The organism is Rhodococcus aetherivorans (assembly GCF_025722975.1).
GTDB classification, from domain to species: domain Bacteria; phylum Actinomycetota; class Actinomycetes; order Mycobacteriales; family Mycobacteriaceae; genus Rhodococcus; species Rhodococcus aetherivorans.
The window spans coordinates 183,662-197,921 of record NZ_CP106982.1 but is presented as its reverse complement, the minus strand read 5'-3'; the positions used below and the strand labels follow the sequence as shown (position 1 = coordinate 197,921).

Below are 14,260 nucleotides of genomic sequence, written 5' to 3'. Positions count from 1 at the left end.
TATGGTCGTGCGCATGGGTCACCGGATCACGAGACGATCACTTGCGGCAGGAATGCTCGGGGCCGGAACCCTGGCGGCGCTGGCGGCCGCTCCCGCCGCCGCGCAGGCCCCCGGCGAGTGCGTGCGCAACGTCGGCGGCGCCGTCACCGTGAACGGCACGCCGCAGGCGCCGCCGGTGGTCGGGTACGACGGCCTGCGCCTCCTCGGAGTCGATGGGGGAGCGGGGAACTCGTGCATCACGAACGTGGGTCCGGGCGGCGTGTCGGTGACCGTCCCGCCGCGCCCGGCCGCCGGTGCGGCCGGTGAATCCTCCGGCGCGCCCGTCGAGATGCGCGTGGACGGCGGTAACGGCAACGTCGCGGTCACCAACCTCGGCGTCGGCACGGTCACCGTCGACCGCGACCGCACTCTCGCCGGGCCGTCGCCGTCCCCGGAGCGGCCGGCGGCGTCCCCGCTCGCGGGCCTCACCCCCGAACTCACGCTCGACGCCGGCACCGACGGCGTCTACGTGACGAACATCGGCGCCGGCAACGTGACGATCGCGGACCACGATCCGACCGTCGGACCGCTGCCGGCGGAGCTGCTGCCTCCCGGTGTCGTGGTCACGGATCCGTTGACCGGCAACGTCTTCGTCACCAACATCGGCGGCTCGGCGGTGACCGTCGTGGACCGTCCTGGGCAGCTGCAGCGCGTGGTGGACCGCGGCACGGTGGGGACGGCGGTCGACTACGGGGCGGGGAACGTGTTCGTCACCAACATCGGCGGAGGAGTGGTGACCGTCCTGCGCGAGTAAAGATGCTCTCCCATCCCGTTCATCTTTGTGTCATATTTCTTAGGCATCATTTCGTGACGGAGTCGAGATCGGCAGGAGACCTCAGGGGGCCGTGGTGGGGTTGAGAAGTGCGTTGACGCTGGTGGCGGTCGCCGCGGCGACCGTGGTGGGGTCGGTTGCGACGGCGCCCGCGGTCCAGGCCGACCCGGCCGGATGCCCGAAGCTACAGGTCGTCGCCGTGCCCGGCACGTGGGAAACCTCGAATACTCCCGATCCTCAGCGGGGCAACGGCATGCTCGCCGCGGTCACCTCCGGCCTTCCCGCCGGCACCCGGGTGGACTACGTCCGGTACGCCGCGACGGCGTTCCCATGGGAGGGTGAAGTCTACGGTGCCTCGCGGCAGGAGGCCGTCGACAACGCCCGTGGCATCGTCGCCGCCACCGCGGCCGCGTGCCCCGGCGCCCGGTTCGCCCTCGTCGGCTACAGCCAGGGCGCCGACGCGGCCGGCGATCTCGCCGCCGAGATCGGCACGGGCTTCGGCGTGGTCCCGCCGCACCGGCTCGCCGCGGTCGGCCTGCTCTCCGACCCGCGCCGTTCCGAGGCGGACATCCTGGTCGGCCCGCCCGTCGCGGGCAACGGCGCCGGCGGGCCCCGCATCGGCGGGTTCGGGTTCGTCAGCGGCGATGTCCGCACCTTCTGCGCCGTGGGTGACCTGTACTGCTCGACGCCCAAGGACGATTTCGTCACCCGCGCCGCCGGATTCCTCGCGATGGCCTCCGGCGGCGACCCGTCCGCCGTCGACCGGTACCGCGCCGAGGCCGACGCCATCTACCTGGACCTGATGAACGCGGGCGGTCTGCCCATCCTGCAGTCCCAGCTCACCGAGCAGGCCAACGACGAACGCGAGATCAAGCTCCGGCAGTTCTACGAGTCGCAGATCCACCAGGACTACTCCAACTACGCGGTCGACGTGAGCGGCACCTCGGCGACGACGTGGCTGCGGAACTGGCTGGCTTCCAAGGTCTGACGCCGGCCGGTCCGCGAGCCGCGTCGTGCGCGCACGGTGATGCCGCGCGCGGCGGGCAGGGCGGCGCCTGGAGCGCCGCTACAGCGGGCGATCGGATCCTCGATCCCGGTGTTCGTCGGCCGGCGCCTTCAACAGCCGGTCCAGTTCGTTCCCGGCCTCGTCGTACCCGGCGTCGGAGATCCGTTGCAGCTCGCGCAGGTCGCCGGCCGCGGCCGCGCGCCGAGTGAGCAGGAACCCGGCGCGCACGGATCCCTCGTCCAACAGCTCGTTCAGCTCCCCGAGGTCACCGGCTGCGTCGGCGAGGTCGGCCAGCCGGTCCAGAGCGGTCTCGTTGCCCGCATCGGCCAGTTCGCGCAGGGTCTCCCGATCGAAGTTCGTGTTCGCCATGACTCCATCGTGCAACCCTGCCCCTGGGGAAAGGTCAAGTGGGACGATGGCCGGGTGATCACCATCGGGCAGCTGGCCGGGTACGTGGGTGTGTCGATCAAGACCGTCCGCGTCTATCACGACAAGGGGCTGCTTCCCGAGCCGAACCGCGATGCGTCCGGCTACCGGCGGTACGGCGCGAACGACGCCATCGACCTGATCAAGATCCGGACGCTCGCCGAAGCCGGCGTCTCTCTGGCCCGTATCCGTGATCTGAGATCAGCGACCGACGAGGAGTTCCAGCAGGCGCTGCGCGAGATCGACGACGAGCTCACCGCCCGCATCCGTGGCCTGCGGGCAACGCAAGGGCGCCTGCGCCAGCTCGCCGCCGGGCATCTGACACCGCTGCCCCCCGAGGTCGGTACCCATCTGGAGCGCCTGGATCGTTGGGGCTTCACGCCTCGATGGGTGGAGCTGCAACGTGACCTGTGGATCCTCGTGTTCGCCACCCACCCGGACCGCGCGATCGCACTGTTTCACGACCAAGCCGAGATCCTGGCCGACCCGGCGCTGCGGCAACTCTTCCTCGACTACGACCACGCGCACGACCTCGATGCCCACGATCCCCGCATCGACGACCTCGCCCGCCGGATCACCGGGGCGACCCGGGAACGCTACGGCAGGGACGAACTACCGGAGCTGGATGAAGCCTCCGATATCGCCGCACTCATCCAGGGCGCGGTCAACGCCTCGTCCCCGGCATGGCAGCGACTCGACACGCTCATCCGCACAGAACTGGACCCGTGACTCGACGTTGCGGACAACGGTGAATCCGTCGGCGCTCGCCGCGCAACGACAGGGCAAACGTCGCAGGATGCGGTGCTCGTGGAAAGTGCTGCTGCACAAGCTGATCTGCGTTCTCGCTGGTTCCCCTGTGCCAGGGTGGGTGTGGCTCGCAGGAGTAGACGGGTATGCCGGTGTCGGCGGTGAATTCGTGGTGACGGGCGGAGATGTCCGACAGATCGCTATAGGCTCGCACCGGGCATTCCGAAAACCAGTGGTACGTCTCCAGCTACGAGAGGACCATGATGGGCTACATCGCCGTCGGCACCGAGAATTCCACCCCGATCGAGCTCTACTACGAGGACCACGGTTCCGGGCAACCGGTGGTACTCATCCACGGCTATCCGCTGAGCGGCACGTCGTGGGAGAAGCAGACCGCCGCATTGCTCGAGGCCGGCTACCGCGTCATCACCTACGACCGTCGGGGCTTCGGACGCTCGAGCAAGCCGACGATCGGCTACGACTACGACACCTTCGCCGCGGACCTCCACACCGTCCTGTCCACCCTCGATCTGCGGGACGTGGTTCTCGTCGGTTTCTCCATGGGCACCGGTGAGGTCGGCCGCTATCTGGGGACTCACGGCTCGCAGCGGGTGGCGAAGGCGGCCTTCCTCGGCTCCCTCGAACCGTTCCTGCTGCGCACCGACGACAATCCGACCGGTGTACCCCGGGAGGTCTTCGACGGACTGCGGGCCGCGGTCGAGGCGGATCGGTACGCCTTCTTCACGGACTTCTTCCGGAACTTCTTCAACACCGACGACTACCTCGGCACCCGGCTGAGCGAGGAGGCTCTGCGAGCCAGCTGGCAGGTGGCCGCGGGGGCCTCACCGTACGCGTCGGTCGCCGCCCAGCCCACCTGGCTCACCGACTTCCGCGAGGACATCCCGAAGATCGACGTGCCGGCACTGATCGTCCACGGCACCGCCGACAACATCCTGCCCATCGACGCCACCGCTCGGGAGTTCGCCAAGCGCCTGCCCGCCGCCGACTACGTCGAGATCGAAGGCGCCCCGCACGGGCTGCTGTGGACGCACGGCGAAGAGGTCAACGCGGCCCTGCTCGAGTTCCTCGCCAAGTAGAACGCCGTGCGGGGCTGCGCCGGCCGGTGCAGCCCCGCACGGCGCTCATCGGTCCGGCTCGAAGCGTGCGCCGAATCGCATCGCCGGCGGGGCGAGCCGGCTGATCCACTGCCGGGCCTTCGCTTCCGGCATCACGGTGACCAGGGCTCGGTTGTGCCGCACCGCGGCGACGATCGCCTCACCGACCTTCTGCGGTGGGTAGCTTCGGGTGCGATACAGCGCCGTGACCCGCTCGCGGAGCTTGCGCTGCTCCCGGACGCCGAGTCCCACCATCTCGGCGCTGGGAACCAGGTTGGTGCCCACCAGCCCCGGACAGATCGCGCTCACGCCGATCCCGTGGCCCATCAGTTCCGCCCGCAGGCAGTCCGTGAACATCAGTACCGCGGCCTTGCTCGTCGAGTAGGCGACGAGGCTTTTCTGTGGGGTGAACGCGGCCGCCGACGCGACGTTCACGATGTGCCCGCCGGTGCCGCGCTCGAGCATCTGGTCCCCGAACGCCCGGCACCCGTACACCACACCCCAGAAGTTGACGTCCATGACGTGCTCGAACGTCTCCTGCGGTGTGCCGGTGAAGGTGCCGATCACGGCGATGCCGGCGTTGTTGACGAGCACGTCCGGCACGCCGTGCTGGGAGCGGACCGTCGCGGCGAACCGCCGCACCTGCTCCTCGTCGGCGACGTCGAGTTCGTACGCGTGCGCGCCACCGCCGTACACCGCTCGGGAGCCGCCGGCCTGGGGGTCGGGCGTGTTGAGCATCTCGGCGGTCTCGCGGGCGGTGTCGAGGTTGCGGTCGGCGACCACGACGATCGCCCCCACGTCGGAGAAGGCCCGGGCCGTCGCACGGCCGATGCCGCTGCCCGCCCCGGTGACCACGGCGAGCGTCCCGGTCAGGTCGTGCAGGCGCTGATGTACCACTGTCCCTGCGCGCCATCGGCGCATCTCCGCGATCCGCGATCCCATGGGTTACATCTTCCTCGCCCGGGCCGCTCGTGCACGGCAAGCGCGCGCGGTACCGTCGAGAGATGACGGAACTGCGCGTGGTGGCGACCATTCCGGCGAAGCCCGGGTCGGAGGATGCGGTGCGCGGCGCGCTGGTGGCGCTGGCCGCCGCGAGTCGCGACGAGGACGGCTGCGTCTCGTACGAGTTGTTCGAATCCGCCTCGGCGCCCGGCACGTTCGTCACGGTCGAGGTCTGGACGGGTCAGGAGGCGTTCGATGCGCACATGACCTCCCGGCACATCACGTCCGCCTTGGCGACCGTGGGGGAGCATCTCGCGGCCGCCCCGGTGATCCATCCGCTCACGGTCGTGGCCTAGCGGCTCGACCGGTCCGATCTCACCCGTTCTCGACGTCGGTGGACGGGCCCTCCTCGGTGGCGCCGCCTTCCCCGGACCACTCGGCGGGGTCGGACAGGACGTCGTCGTCGGCGCCCGGGGCTCCGCTGTCGGTGTCGGCGGTTGCCGGGTCACCGTCGCCGTCGGGTCTGGTCATGTCGCCTCCTGTGGCAATCGTGTCGGGCCGGGCCGTTCGGGCCCCGGCCCGTATGCGTTCGGTGTACCCGTTCGGCACGCGAGTACGCCTGCCGGTGCCGCACCGGAACGCGGCCGATGCGGCACCGGGCCGGTTCGCGGCCGGGGTCCTACAGCGAGTGCTTGCCCTCCGGAGCAGGCGGGACGATCGGCGCGCCCGCGGCGGGGGAAGTGACGGCGGGCCCACCCCCGGCGGCGCCGGGCGCCGTGTTGCCGCCACCCGGGAGGTGGGCCTTCTCGGCGGCCTTCTTCGCCAGGTCGCCGGCCTTCTCCTGCACCTGCGGTGCCTTCTCCTGCACGGTCGCCCTCGCTTCGGTGACCTTCTGCTGCACGGCAGGCTTGTTCCACAGTTGCGCGGACTGATCCCGCATCTTCTCGTAGGTGTCGCGCCCGGCTCTGGTACCCAGCACGAAGCCCACGGCGGCGCCGGCGGCGAAGGTCAGAACTCTCATCATGGCAATCTCCTGCTCGTCGAATCTCGGTCGTGAGGCCCGGCATCGTCGACGCCGGCCAGCGGTCGCCCCCGACGGATACTCACCGCCCGGTCGGCTGCGCCCTCGCGGAGCCTGCGTCGTCGCGGCTCCGCCCACCTCGTACCGATACCCGGATCCCGTCCGCTTCACACCGGTTGCGACGAACTACCGGCATCCGTCCGGATTCAGACGCGGAGCATGTCGCGCACATGCCCGGTCTCGTTGACCGATGCGGCCCGCCGGGCGCCGTTACGGGAGACGAGGATGCGGGTCACCGACGTGTACTCGATGGGGAACATCAGCGGCCGGTCGAGCCCGAGCAGATCCTGGAGCAGAACGTTGATGACGCCCCCGTGGGCGAACACGGCGACGGTGTCCCCGTGGTCGCAGGTGTCGACGATGTGCTGCGTGGCGGCGAGAACGCGGGTGCGGAATTCCTCCGCATCCACGAAATCGGGCAGCTGACCGGCGCGGATGCGCGCCACGGCATCCGGCGCGAGTTCCTGCGCGACGTGGAACGGGATGTAGTGGTCGAGGTGGTAGTCGTACTCCGCCAGGCCCTCGAGCTGCGTGATCGGTAGTCCCCGGATCTCGGCGAGCGGCGCCGCGGTCTCGAGGGCGCGGCGCTGCGGACTGCTGAACAGCCGCGCGATGCGGTAGGGCTCGAGCGCGGTGGGCAGCCGCGCGGCCTGTGCGTGGCCCTCGTCGGTCAGCGACGGGTCGGCGCGTCCCTCGCTGACCCGCGCGAGCTCGGGTAGGGCGTGGCGAATAAGGAGAAGCTGCACGTCACCACGATCCCACGGCGACCGAACGCGCGCTCGGTCGACCCGGTGTTTCACGTGAAACCGGGGCCTCAGCGTCGAGCGCGCGGCTTGGCGAGGGGGAATGCGAGGGACTCGCGGATGCTGCCGCCGGTGACCAGCATGACGATCCGGTCCACGCCCATGCCGAGGCCGCCCGTGGGCGGCATGGCGTGCTCGAGTGCCTGCAGGAAGTCCTCGTCGAGCTCCATGGCCTCCTCGTCGCCGCCCGCGGCGAGCAGCGACTGCTCGGTGAGCCGGGCACGCTGATCGATCGGGTCGGTCAGCTCGCTGTAGGCCGTCCCCAGCTCGATGCCCCACGCGACGAGGTCCCATTTGGCGGCGACGAGCGATTTCGTCGGGTGCGGGCGCGTGAGCGGGGAGACCGAGGTGGGGAAGTCGGTGTAGAAGGTGGGGAACTCGGTGCGGGATTCGACGAGATGCTCGTACATCTCCTGCGCCGTCGCGCCGGCGTCCCACTCGGGGTTGTACGGGATCTCGTGCTCGTCGCACAGCCGGCGCAACTCCTCGACGGGGGTCTGCGCGTCGATCTCGGTGCCGAGTGCCTCCGAGACCGCCCCGTGGAACGTCTTCACCGGCCACTCGCCGGAGATGTCGATCTCGACGGGCCGCCCGTCGGGGCCGGGCCGGACGATCACCTCGCGTCCGTGGGCCGCGACGGCCGCGGCCTGGATCAACTCGCGCGCCAGCACCCGCATGACCTCGTAGTTCGCGTGTGCCTCGTAGGCCTCGAGGATCGTGAACTCCGGGTTGTGCTTGAAATCCGCGCCCTCGTTGCGGAACACCCGGCCGATCTCGAAGACCCGTTCCATACCCGCCACGCACAGGCGCTTGAGGTACAGCTCGGGTGCGATCCGCAGGTACAGGTCCAGGTCGTAGGCGTTGATGTGGGTGGTGAACGGTGCGGCGTTGGCGCCACCGTGCACGGGCTGCAGGATCGGTGTCTCCACCTCGAGGTAGCCGCGGGCCTGCAGCTGCTCGCGCAGCGACCGCACCACCGCGCTGCGAGCCGTGAGCAACCGGCGCGCGGTGCGGTTGATCGCGAGGTCCACGTACCGTTGGCGTACCCGCGCCTCGGGATCGGTCAGGCCCCGCCACTTGTCGGGCAGCGGGTGCAGGCACTTGCCGTCCAGCCTCCAGTCCTCCGCAAGCACCGAGAGCTCGCCGCTGCGGCTGCGGCCCGTCACCCCGCTCACCTCGACGAGGTCGCCGAGGTCGAACACGAAGCGGCGGCCGCCGACGCGGCCGCGGTCGACGAGGATCTGCACGTCACCCGACCAGTCCCGCAGCACCGCGAACAGCACGCCGCCGAAGTCCCGGAGCCGCAGGATGCGGCCGGCGATCCGCACCGCGGTGCCCTCGGGTGCGGCGACGGCCGTCGCGGCGGTGTGCGACGGGGGGTTCGCCACCGGGTACGGGTCCACGCCCGACTCCACGAGCCGCTCGAGCTTCGTCATCCGCACCCGCACCTGCTCCGGCCGCCGGGGACCGGTGCGCGACTCCGGCGCCGGCTCGACGTCGGGGGCGGCACCGTCGTCGTGCAGGGTTCCGGACTCGACGAGCGCCGGGGGAGCGGACGTCTGCGTCCCGGTGTGGCGGCGGGCGCTTCGTTCCCGGCCGAAGCTGGGCAGCGTGAGGAAGCCTTCGGCGATCGCCGACGCGATCCCGACCCGGGGCAGCACCCTGTTGTCCGCGAAGCACAGGAACCGCGGCGCCCACTCGGGCTGGTACTTCACGTTCGACCGGTACAGCGCCTCGAGCTGCCACCAGCGGGAGAAGAACACGAGCACCGAACGCCACAGCCGCAGCACCGGACCGGCGCCGATCCGTGCGCCCTCCTCGAACACCGAGCGGAACACCGCGAAGTTCAACGAGATCCGCGTGATCCCGAACTCGCCGCCGTGGGCGGCGAGCTCCGACACCATCATCTCCACGACACCGTTGGGCGCCTGCGGGTTCCGGCGCATCAGATCGAGCGACACGCCGTCGGCCCCCCACGGCACCAGCGACAGGATCGCCACCACCTCGTCGTGGGACATCGCCTCCACGAGCAGGCAGTTCCCGTCGAGCGGGTCGCCGAGACGCCCGAGGGCCATCGAGAATCCGCGCTCGGTCTCGGTGTCCCGCCATTCGTCCGCGCACCGCATCGCCAGTGTCATCTCCGCCTCGGGGACGTCCCGATGCCGGCGGATGCGCACCGTCACCCCCTGCTTGTGGGCACGCGAGACGGCCTGGCGCACGGGCCGCATCTCCCGGCCGGAGAGCGAGAATCCGGCGGTGTGGAGGATGGCCTCGTCGCCGAGTTGCAGTACCGACAGACCGGCCCGGCGGTAGGCGGTGGCGCCGGCCTCGCTCGCACCCATCACGGCCGGCGCCCAGCCGTAACCCCGAGCGAGCGCGAGCCACTCGTCGATCGCGTGCGGCCACGCCTCCGGATTGCCGACGGGGTCACCGCTGGCGAGGCACACCCCGACCTCCACGCGGTAGGTCACCGCGGCCTTACCGCTGGGCGCGAAGACGACCGCCTTGTCGCGGCGGGTCGCGAAGTAGCCCAGCGAATCGTCGCCGCCACGCTCGAGCAGGCCCCGGATCGCGGATTCGTCGCTCCCGGTCAGTGCGTTGGTCGCCCGTTGCGACCGGAACAGCACGATCACCGCCGCGATCAGCGCCAGCGCCCCCAGCAGGCCGAGCAGGGTGTTGACGAATCCGTGTGGGCGCCCGCTGAACTGGTCGTTGTCGAGCAGGGACAGGGCGGTCACCCGGTTGACCGCCCACAGCAACCGCTCGTCGGACGGCAGGGTGCCGGGGAACAGTTCCACGAGCCCCCACCCGATCAGGGTGCCGACGGCGAGCCCGGCGACGAGGACGCCCAGCGATTTCCACACCGCCCCGCGACGAACCCGCGTGTAGAACTCCGGATACGCCGCGAGCAGGAGCCCGACCGCCGCGACCTGCAGCACCAGACCGATCGCCGCGTCGATGCTGCGGTCCGACACCGCCACGAATCCGTTGTAGATCGCGAATCCGGCCAGGTACACCGTGAGGATCCACCACGCGATCCGCTTGCGGCTCGCCAGTGCCGCCGCGAGCAGGCCGAGCACCAGCGCGTACGACAGGCTGGTGTCGGGCGCGTCGAACAGGTACGTGTCCACGTATTCCCGTGGCGTATGGACGAAGTAGCGCAGGGTGGGGGAGATCGACCACAGCGCCACCGCGACGGCGAAGATCCCGAGGGTCAGGCCCACCACGTGGGGGACCGAGTTCAGGCGGCCGCGGGGCCGGGCAGGCAGGTGGGGGTGCGCCGCAGGTGCCGCAGCAACGTCCGCTGACATGCGTCGACGGTAGCGCCGCCCGGGACGTCGTGCTGCTCGGAACCGGGATTTGGTTACGAATCCGTCGTGCCGGACGTCCGGCGGCGCTGCTCGGACCGCCCCGCTTCGTCCCGCGCGAGTGGCTTCACGGTTCGAAGCGGTATCCCATTCCCGGTTCGGTGAGCAGGTGGCGAGGGTGCGCAGGATCGGGTTCGAGTTTGCGGCGCAGCTGCGTGAGATACACCCGCAGGTAATGGGTCTGGGTCGTGTAGGACGGCCCCCACACCTCTTCGAGCAGTTCCCGTTGGCCGACGAGCTTGCCGCGGTTGCGCACCAGCATCTCGAGCATCCCCCACTCGGTGGGGGTCAGGTGCACCGGTGCACCGTCGCGGGTGACCTTCTTCGCGACGAGGTCGACGGTGAAGTCGTCGGCGTCGATCGTCGGTTCGGTCGTGTCCGAGGTGGTGCCGGCCCGGCGGACCGCGGCGCGGATGCGGGCGAGGAACTCCTCCATCCCGAACGGCTTCGTGACGTAGTCGTCGGCTCCGGTATCGAGGGCGGCCACCTTGTCGAGGGCGTCGGTGCGTGCCGAGAGGACGATGACGGGGGCCGTGCACCAGCCGCGCAGCCCGGCGAGCACTTCGATCCCGTCGAGGTCGGGCAGGCCCAGGTCGAGGACGATCACATCGGGATGCTGCTGGGCGGCGGCACGGAGGGCGGAGTGTCCGTCGCCGGCGGTGATCACCTCGTACCCGCGTGCGGCGAGGTTGATGCGCAACGCACGCAGGATCTGTGGTTCGTCGTCGACGACGAGGATGCGGGTCATCGCGGCACCCTGGCCGGCGCGGCGGCGAGCTCGACCACCATGGTGGTCCCGCCACCGGGTGTCTCGGTGGCGGTGACGGTCCCGCCCATCGCTTCGGCGAATCCGCGGGCGACGGTCAACCCGAGCCCCGCCCCGCGGCTGCTGCGGTGGTCCCCGGCGCGGGGAAAGGCGGCGAAGACGTTGCCGGTGTCGCCGGGTGCGAGTCCGGGACCGCAGTCCGCGATGGTGACGGTGGTGCGGTCACCGGAGGTGCCGGCGCCGACGCGGATCGGACCGGTGGGTGCGTAGCGCAGGGCATTGTCGAGAAGATTGGCCAGGACCCGTTCGAGCAGCCCGCTGTCCGCAGCGACCACGGTGTCGTCGACGTCGACCTCGATGCGTTCGCGAACGTTGCGGGCGGTGTCCGAACCGCCGCTCGAAAGCGTGACCATGGCCCGGTGCACCACCTCGTCGAGGTAGACCGGCTGCAGGACGGGCGTGATCACCCCGGCCGCGAGCCGGGAGGAGTCGAGTAGATTCGACACCAGGCCGGTGAGCTGGTCGGTGGATTCCTCGATGGTCGCGAGCAGCTCCGCGGTGTCCTCGGGGGAGAACTCGACATCGGTGCTGCGCAGGCTCGACACCGCGGCCTTGACGGCAGCGAGCGGGGTGCGCAGGTCGTGGCTCACCGCCGACAGCAACAGCCGCCGCAGGCGGTCGGTCTCGGCCAGGGCCGACGCCTGGGCGGCCTCGGCGGCGAGTTCCTGCTGCCGGACCAGTCCGGCGGCCTGTCCGGCCACCGCGGTGAGGATCCGGCGGTCGCGGGCGCGCAGCTGCGGACCACCGAGCAGGAGGGCGTACGCGCTGTCGTCGACCTCGCAGACGGTGTCGGCGGCCTGCATCGACGTCGGTGGCGCCGACCCGGCCGTCCCCAGGACCTGTGCCGGCTCCCGGTCGGTGCGGACGAGGCTGACGCCGTGCTGGGCGTAGGTTTCCCGGACCTTCTCGAGCAGCCGGGGCAGGTCCGCACCCCGCAGGACCGCGCCGGCGAACAGCGCGAGCAGTTCGGCCTCCTGGGACGCGAGCCGGGCCTCGCGGGCCCGGGCCGCGGCGGCATCGACCAGTGCGGCGACCGCCACGGCGACGACGAGCAGCACCACGGTGGTGACGAAATTGGCCGGCTCGGCGATGGTGAAGCTGTAGCGCGGCTCGGTGAAGAAGAAGTTCAACAGCAGGGCCGACAGCAGGGCCGCGACGATGGCCGGACCGATTCCGCCGAACAGCGCGACGGCGAGCACGACGACGAAATACAGCGTGTGCTGGCCCTCGAAGCCCGTGAAGTGGTCGATCAGCGCCATCACGCCGGTGGCGACGACGGGGATGACGAACGCCGCGATCCAGGACTGCAGTCGCCGCTCGTGGCGGCCCAGCAACGCCATCCTCGGCCCACGGGCGGTGTGCTCGTGGGTCACCATGTGCACGTCGATCTTGCCGGAGTCGCGGACGACCGCCGCCCCGATGCCCTCGTCGAGGATGCGTGCCCACCGCGGGCGCCGGGACGTGCCGAGCACCAGCTGGGTGGCGTTCACCTCCCGCGCGAAGTCGAGCAGCGTGGTGGGCACGTCGTCGCCGACGACGCTGTGCAGGCTTGCCCCCAGGCTCGCCGCCAGAGTCCGGACCTTCCCCATCTGCGGCGCCGAGACGCCGGTGAGCCCGTCGCCGCGGACGACGTGCACGACCATCAGTTCCGCACTCGCCTTGGCGGCGATGCGGCTGGCCCGGCGCACCAACGTCTCCGATTCGGGCCCACCGGTGACGGCGACGACGACCCGCTCGCGGGCCTCCCAGGTGTCGGTGATGGCGTGTTCGCCGCGGTACTTGGCGAGCGCGAGGTCGACCTGGTCGGCGAGCCAGAGCAGGGCGATCTCGCGCAGGGCGGTCAGGTTGCCCTCCCGAAAGTAGTTGCGCAGCGCGGCATCGACCTTCTCGGGCGCATACACGTTCCCGTGCGCCAGGCGCCGCTGCAGGGCCTGCGGGGTGATGTCCACCAGCTCCACCTGGTCGGCGCGGCGCACGACGTCGTCGGGGACGGTCTCGCGCTGCACCACGCCGGTGATCTGTTCGACCACGTCGTTGAGGGACTCGAGATGCTGAATGTTCACCGTCGACAGCACGTCGATTCCCGCGTCGAGCAGTTCCTCGACGTCCTGCCACCGTTTCGCGTGGCGGCTGCCGGGAACGTTGGTGTGGGCGAGCTCGTCGACCAGGGCGACGGCCGGCCGGCGGGCCAGCACGGCATCGAGGTCCAGTTCCTCGAACACCGCGTCCCGGTAGCCGATCCGTCGGGGCGGGACGGTCTCCAGGCCGGCCAGTTGTTCGGCGGTGCGGGCACGACCGTGCGTGTTCACGATCGCCACCACCACGTCACCGCCCCGGGCGATCCGCCGATGGGCCTCGCCCAGCATGGCGAACGTCTTGCCCGCGCCGGGGGCGGCACCGAGGTAGATCCGCAGCCGCCCCCGGCGCGACGCCTCGGGGGCGGCGGTGCGTGCAGTACCGGTCACGACGCCATCATCCACCCGAGGGGACCCCGTCGCAGTCGGGTGCGGTCAGTCCCAGCGCCACGTTCAGCTCGGGCACGTTCACTCGTTCGGCGCCGAGGAACCCGAGTTGCCGGCCCTCGGTGTGCGCGGCGACCAGCTCCCGGACCCGCTGCTCGGGGATGCCGGTGACCCGCGCCACCCGCGGCACCTGCACCGCGGCGTAGGCCGGGGAGATGTGGGGATCGACGCCGGAGCCGGACCCGGTGACCGCATCGACCGGAATCTCCTGCGGCGGCACCTGCTCGCGCGTGGCGATCACGGCACGCCGTTCGTCGACGAAGGCGGCCAGCACCTCGCTGCTCGGGCCCTGGTTGGACGGCAGCGCGGCGGCCGGGTCGCCCGGCGCAAAGGCGTCTGCGTCGGCGACCGAGCCGACGACCCGAGTGTGGAAGAACGGATCGGGCTCGCCGGGCGCGACCTGCGGGTCGACGCCGATCAGCCGGCTGCCGACGACGCAACCGTTCGTGTCGGTCAGTGGCGAGCCCTCGGCGCTCGCCGAACCGAGCCGTCCCACCGCCCACACCGCCGCCGGATAGGCCACTCCGACGATCACGGTCAGTGCGACCAGCATCAGCAGGCCGGCTCGCGCCTGCCGCATCAACCCTGCGAAGAAGTTACCGAATCCCATCAG

At 70.9% G+C, this 14,260-nt stretch carries 14 protein-coding genes; 5 read left to right on the top strand and 9 right to left on the bottom strand.

Going from position 1 to position 14,260, the window contains the following annotated elements:
- Positions 1–13: 13 nt before the first annotated feature.
- A complete protein-coding gene (locus tag OCS65_RS00955; protein WP_231385978.1) occupies positions 14–793 on the top strand; it encodes a YncE family protein in 780 nt (259 codons plus the stop codon).
- Positions 794–884: 91 nt separating this feature from the next.
- Positions 885–1,799: a cutinase family protein gene (locus OCS65_RS00950; protein ID WP_006942159.1), complete on the top strand. Its 915-nt coding sequence runs from the start codon at positions 885–887 to the stop codon at positions 1,797–1,799.
- 78 nt (positions 1,800–1,877) lie between these two features.
- Here the strand turns inward: OCS65_RS00950 and OCS65_RS00945 are convergent, their stop codons facing one another.
- Positions 1,878–2,186, bottom strand: a complete 309-nt coding sequence (locus OCS65_RS00945) for a hypothetical protein (RefSeq protein WP_006942158.1) — start codon at positions 2,184–2,186, stop codon at positions 1,878–1,880.
- Positions 2,187–2,240: 54 nt separating this feature from the next.
- On the opposite strand from OCS65_RS00945, the gene OCS65_RS00940 reads away from it, so the two are divergent.
- Positions 2,241–2,972 carry a MerR family transcriptional regulator gene (locus OCS65_RS00940; protein WP_263508465.1) on the top strand — a complete coding sequence of 244 codons (732 nt, stop codon included), beginning with the start codon at positions 2,241–2,243 and terminating at the stop codon, positions 2,970–2,972.
- A 281-nt stretch (positions 2,973–3,253) separates the two neighbouring features.
- On the top strand, positions 3,254–4,087 hold the full coding sequence (locus OCS65_RS00935) for an alpha/beta fold hydrolase (RefSeq protein WP_029546831.1): 834 nt from the start codon (positions 3,254–3,256) through the stop codon (positions 4,085–4,087).
- 45 nt (positions 4,088–4,132) lie between these two features.
- On the opposite strand, the gene OCS65_RS00930 is transcribed toward OCS65_RS00935, so the two are convergent.
- Positions 4,133–5,047, bottom strand: a complete 915-nt coding sequence (locus OCS65_RS00930) for an SDR family NAD(P)-dependent oxidoreductase (protein ID WP_006942155.1) — start codon at positions 5,045–5,047, stop codon at positions 4,133–4,135.
- A gap of 62 nt (positions 5,048–5,109) precedes the next feature.
- On the opposite strand from OCS65_RS00930, the gene OCS65_RS00925 reads away from it, so the two are divergent.
- Positions 5,110–5,403, top strand: a complete 294-nt coding sequence (locus OCS65_RS00925; RefSeq protein ID WP_006942149.1) for a putative quinol monooxygenase — start codon at positions 5,110–5,112, stop codon at positions 5,401–5,403.
- A gap of 19 nt (positions 5,404–5,422) precedes the next feature.
- Here the strand turns inward: OCS65_RS00925 and OCS65_RS00920 are convergent, their stop codons facing one another.
- The 7 genes from OCS65_RS00920 to OCS65_RS00890 form a co-directional block, all read right to left on the bottom strand.
- A complete protein-coding gene (locus tag OCS65_RS00920; RefSeq protein WP_006942148.1) occupies positions 5,423–5,578 on the bottom strand; it encodes a hypothetical protein in 156 nt (51 codons plus the stop codon).
- Positions 5,579–5,726: 148 nt separating this feature from the next.
- Entirely contained in the window at positions 5,727–6,071 is a 345-nt protein-coding gene (locus tag OCS65_RS00915) for a YtxH domain-containing protein (RefSeq protein ID WP_029546834.1), read from the bottom strand.
- A gap of 203 nt (positions 6,072–6,274) precedes the next feature.
- Positions 6,275–6,874 (bottom strand): histidine phosphatase family protein, encoded by a 600-nt coding sequence (locus tag OCS65_RS00910; RefSeq protein WP_006942144.1) that lies wholly within the window; start codon positions 6,872–6,874, stop codon positions 6,275–6,277.
- Between the two features lie 68 nt (positions 6,875–6,942).
- Positions 6,943–10,242 carry a bifunctional lysylphosphatidylglycerol synthetase/lysine--tRNA ligase LysX gene (lysX, locus tag OCS65_RS00905; protein WP_168578838.1) on the bottom strand — a complete coding sequence of 1,100 codons (3,300 nt, stop codon included), beginning with the start codon at positions 10,240–10,242 and terminating at the stop codon, positions 6,943–6,945.
- 124 nt (positions 10,243–10,366) lie between these two features.
- Positions 10,367–11,047 carry a response regulator gene (locus tag OCS65_RS00900; RefSeq protein ID WP_050034277.1) on the bottom strand — a complete coding sequence of 227 codons (681 nt, stop codon included), beginning with the start codon at positions 11,045–11,047 and terminating at the stop codon, positions 10,367–10,369.
- Positions 11,044–13,590, bottom strand: coding sequence for a sensor histidine kinase (locus OCS65_RS00895; protein WP_050034278.1), 2,547 nt, complete (start codon positions 13,588–13,590; stop codon positions 11,044–11,046). Before OCS65_RS00895 ends, OCS65_RS00900 begins: the two co-directional genes overlap by 4 nt.
- A 7-nt stretch (positions 13,591–13,597) precedes the next feature.
- A complete protein-coding gene (locus tag OCS65_RS00890) occupies positions 13,598–14,257 on the bottom strand; it encodes a potassium-transporting ATPase subunit C (protein WP_065923247.1) in 660 nt (219 codons plus the stop codon).
- Positions 14,258–14,260: the final 3 nt, after the last annotated feature.

Coding starts and splice junctions, on each gene's coding strand:
- OCS65_RS00955 (WP_231385978.1), top strand. CDS start 14: ATGGGTCACCGGATCACGAGACGATCACTTGCGGCAGGAATGCTCGGG.
- OCS65_RS00945 (WP_006942158.1), bottom strand. CDS start 2,186: ATGGCGAACACGAACTTCGATCGGGAGACCCTGCGCGAACTGGCCGAT.
- OCS65_RS00935 (WP_029546831.1), top strand. CDS start 3,254: ATGGGCTACATCGCCGTCGGCACCGAGAATTCCACCCCGATCGAGCTC.
- OCS65_RS00930 (WP_006942155.1), bottom strand. CDS start 5,047: ATGGGATCGCGGATCGCGGAGATGCGCCGATGGCGCGCAGGGACAGTG.
- OCS65_RS00925 (WP_006942149.1), top strand. CDS start 5,110: ATGACGGAACTGCGCGTGGTGGCGACCATTCCGGCGAAGCCCGGGTCG.
- OCS65_RS00920 (WP_006942148.1), bottom strand. CDS start 5,578: ATGACCAGACCCGACGGCGACGGTGACCCGGCAACCGCCGACACCGAC.
- OCS65_RS00915 (WP_029546834.1), bottom strand. CDS start 6,071: ATGATGAGAGTTCTGACCTTCGCCGCCGGCGCCGCCGTGGGCTTCGTG.
- lysX (WP_168578838.1), bottom strand. CDS start 10,242: ATGTCAGCGGACGTTGCTGCGGCACCTGCGGCGCACCCCCACCTGCCT.
- OCS65_RS00900 (WP_050034277.1), bottom strand. CDS start 11,047: ATGACCCGCATCCTCGTCGTCGACGACGAACCACAGATCCTGCGTGCG.
- OCS65_RS00890 (WP_065923247.1), bottom strand. CDS start 14,257: ATGGGATTCGGTAACTTCTTCGCAGGGTTGATGCGGCAGGCGCGAGCC.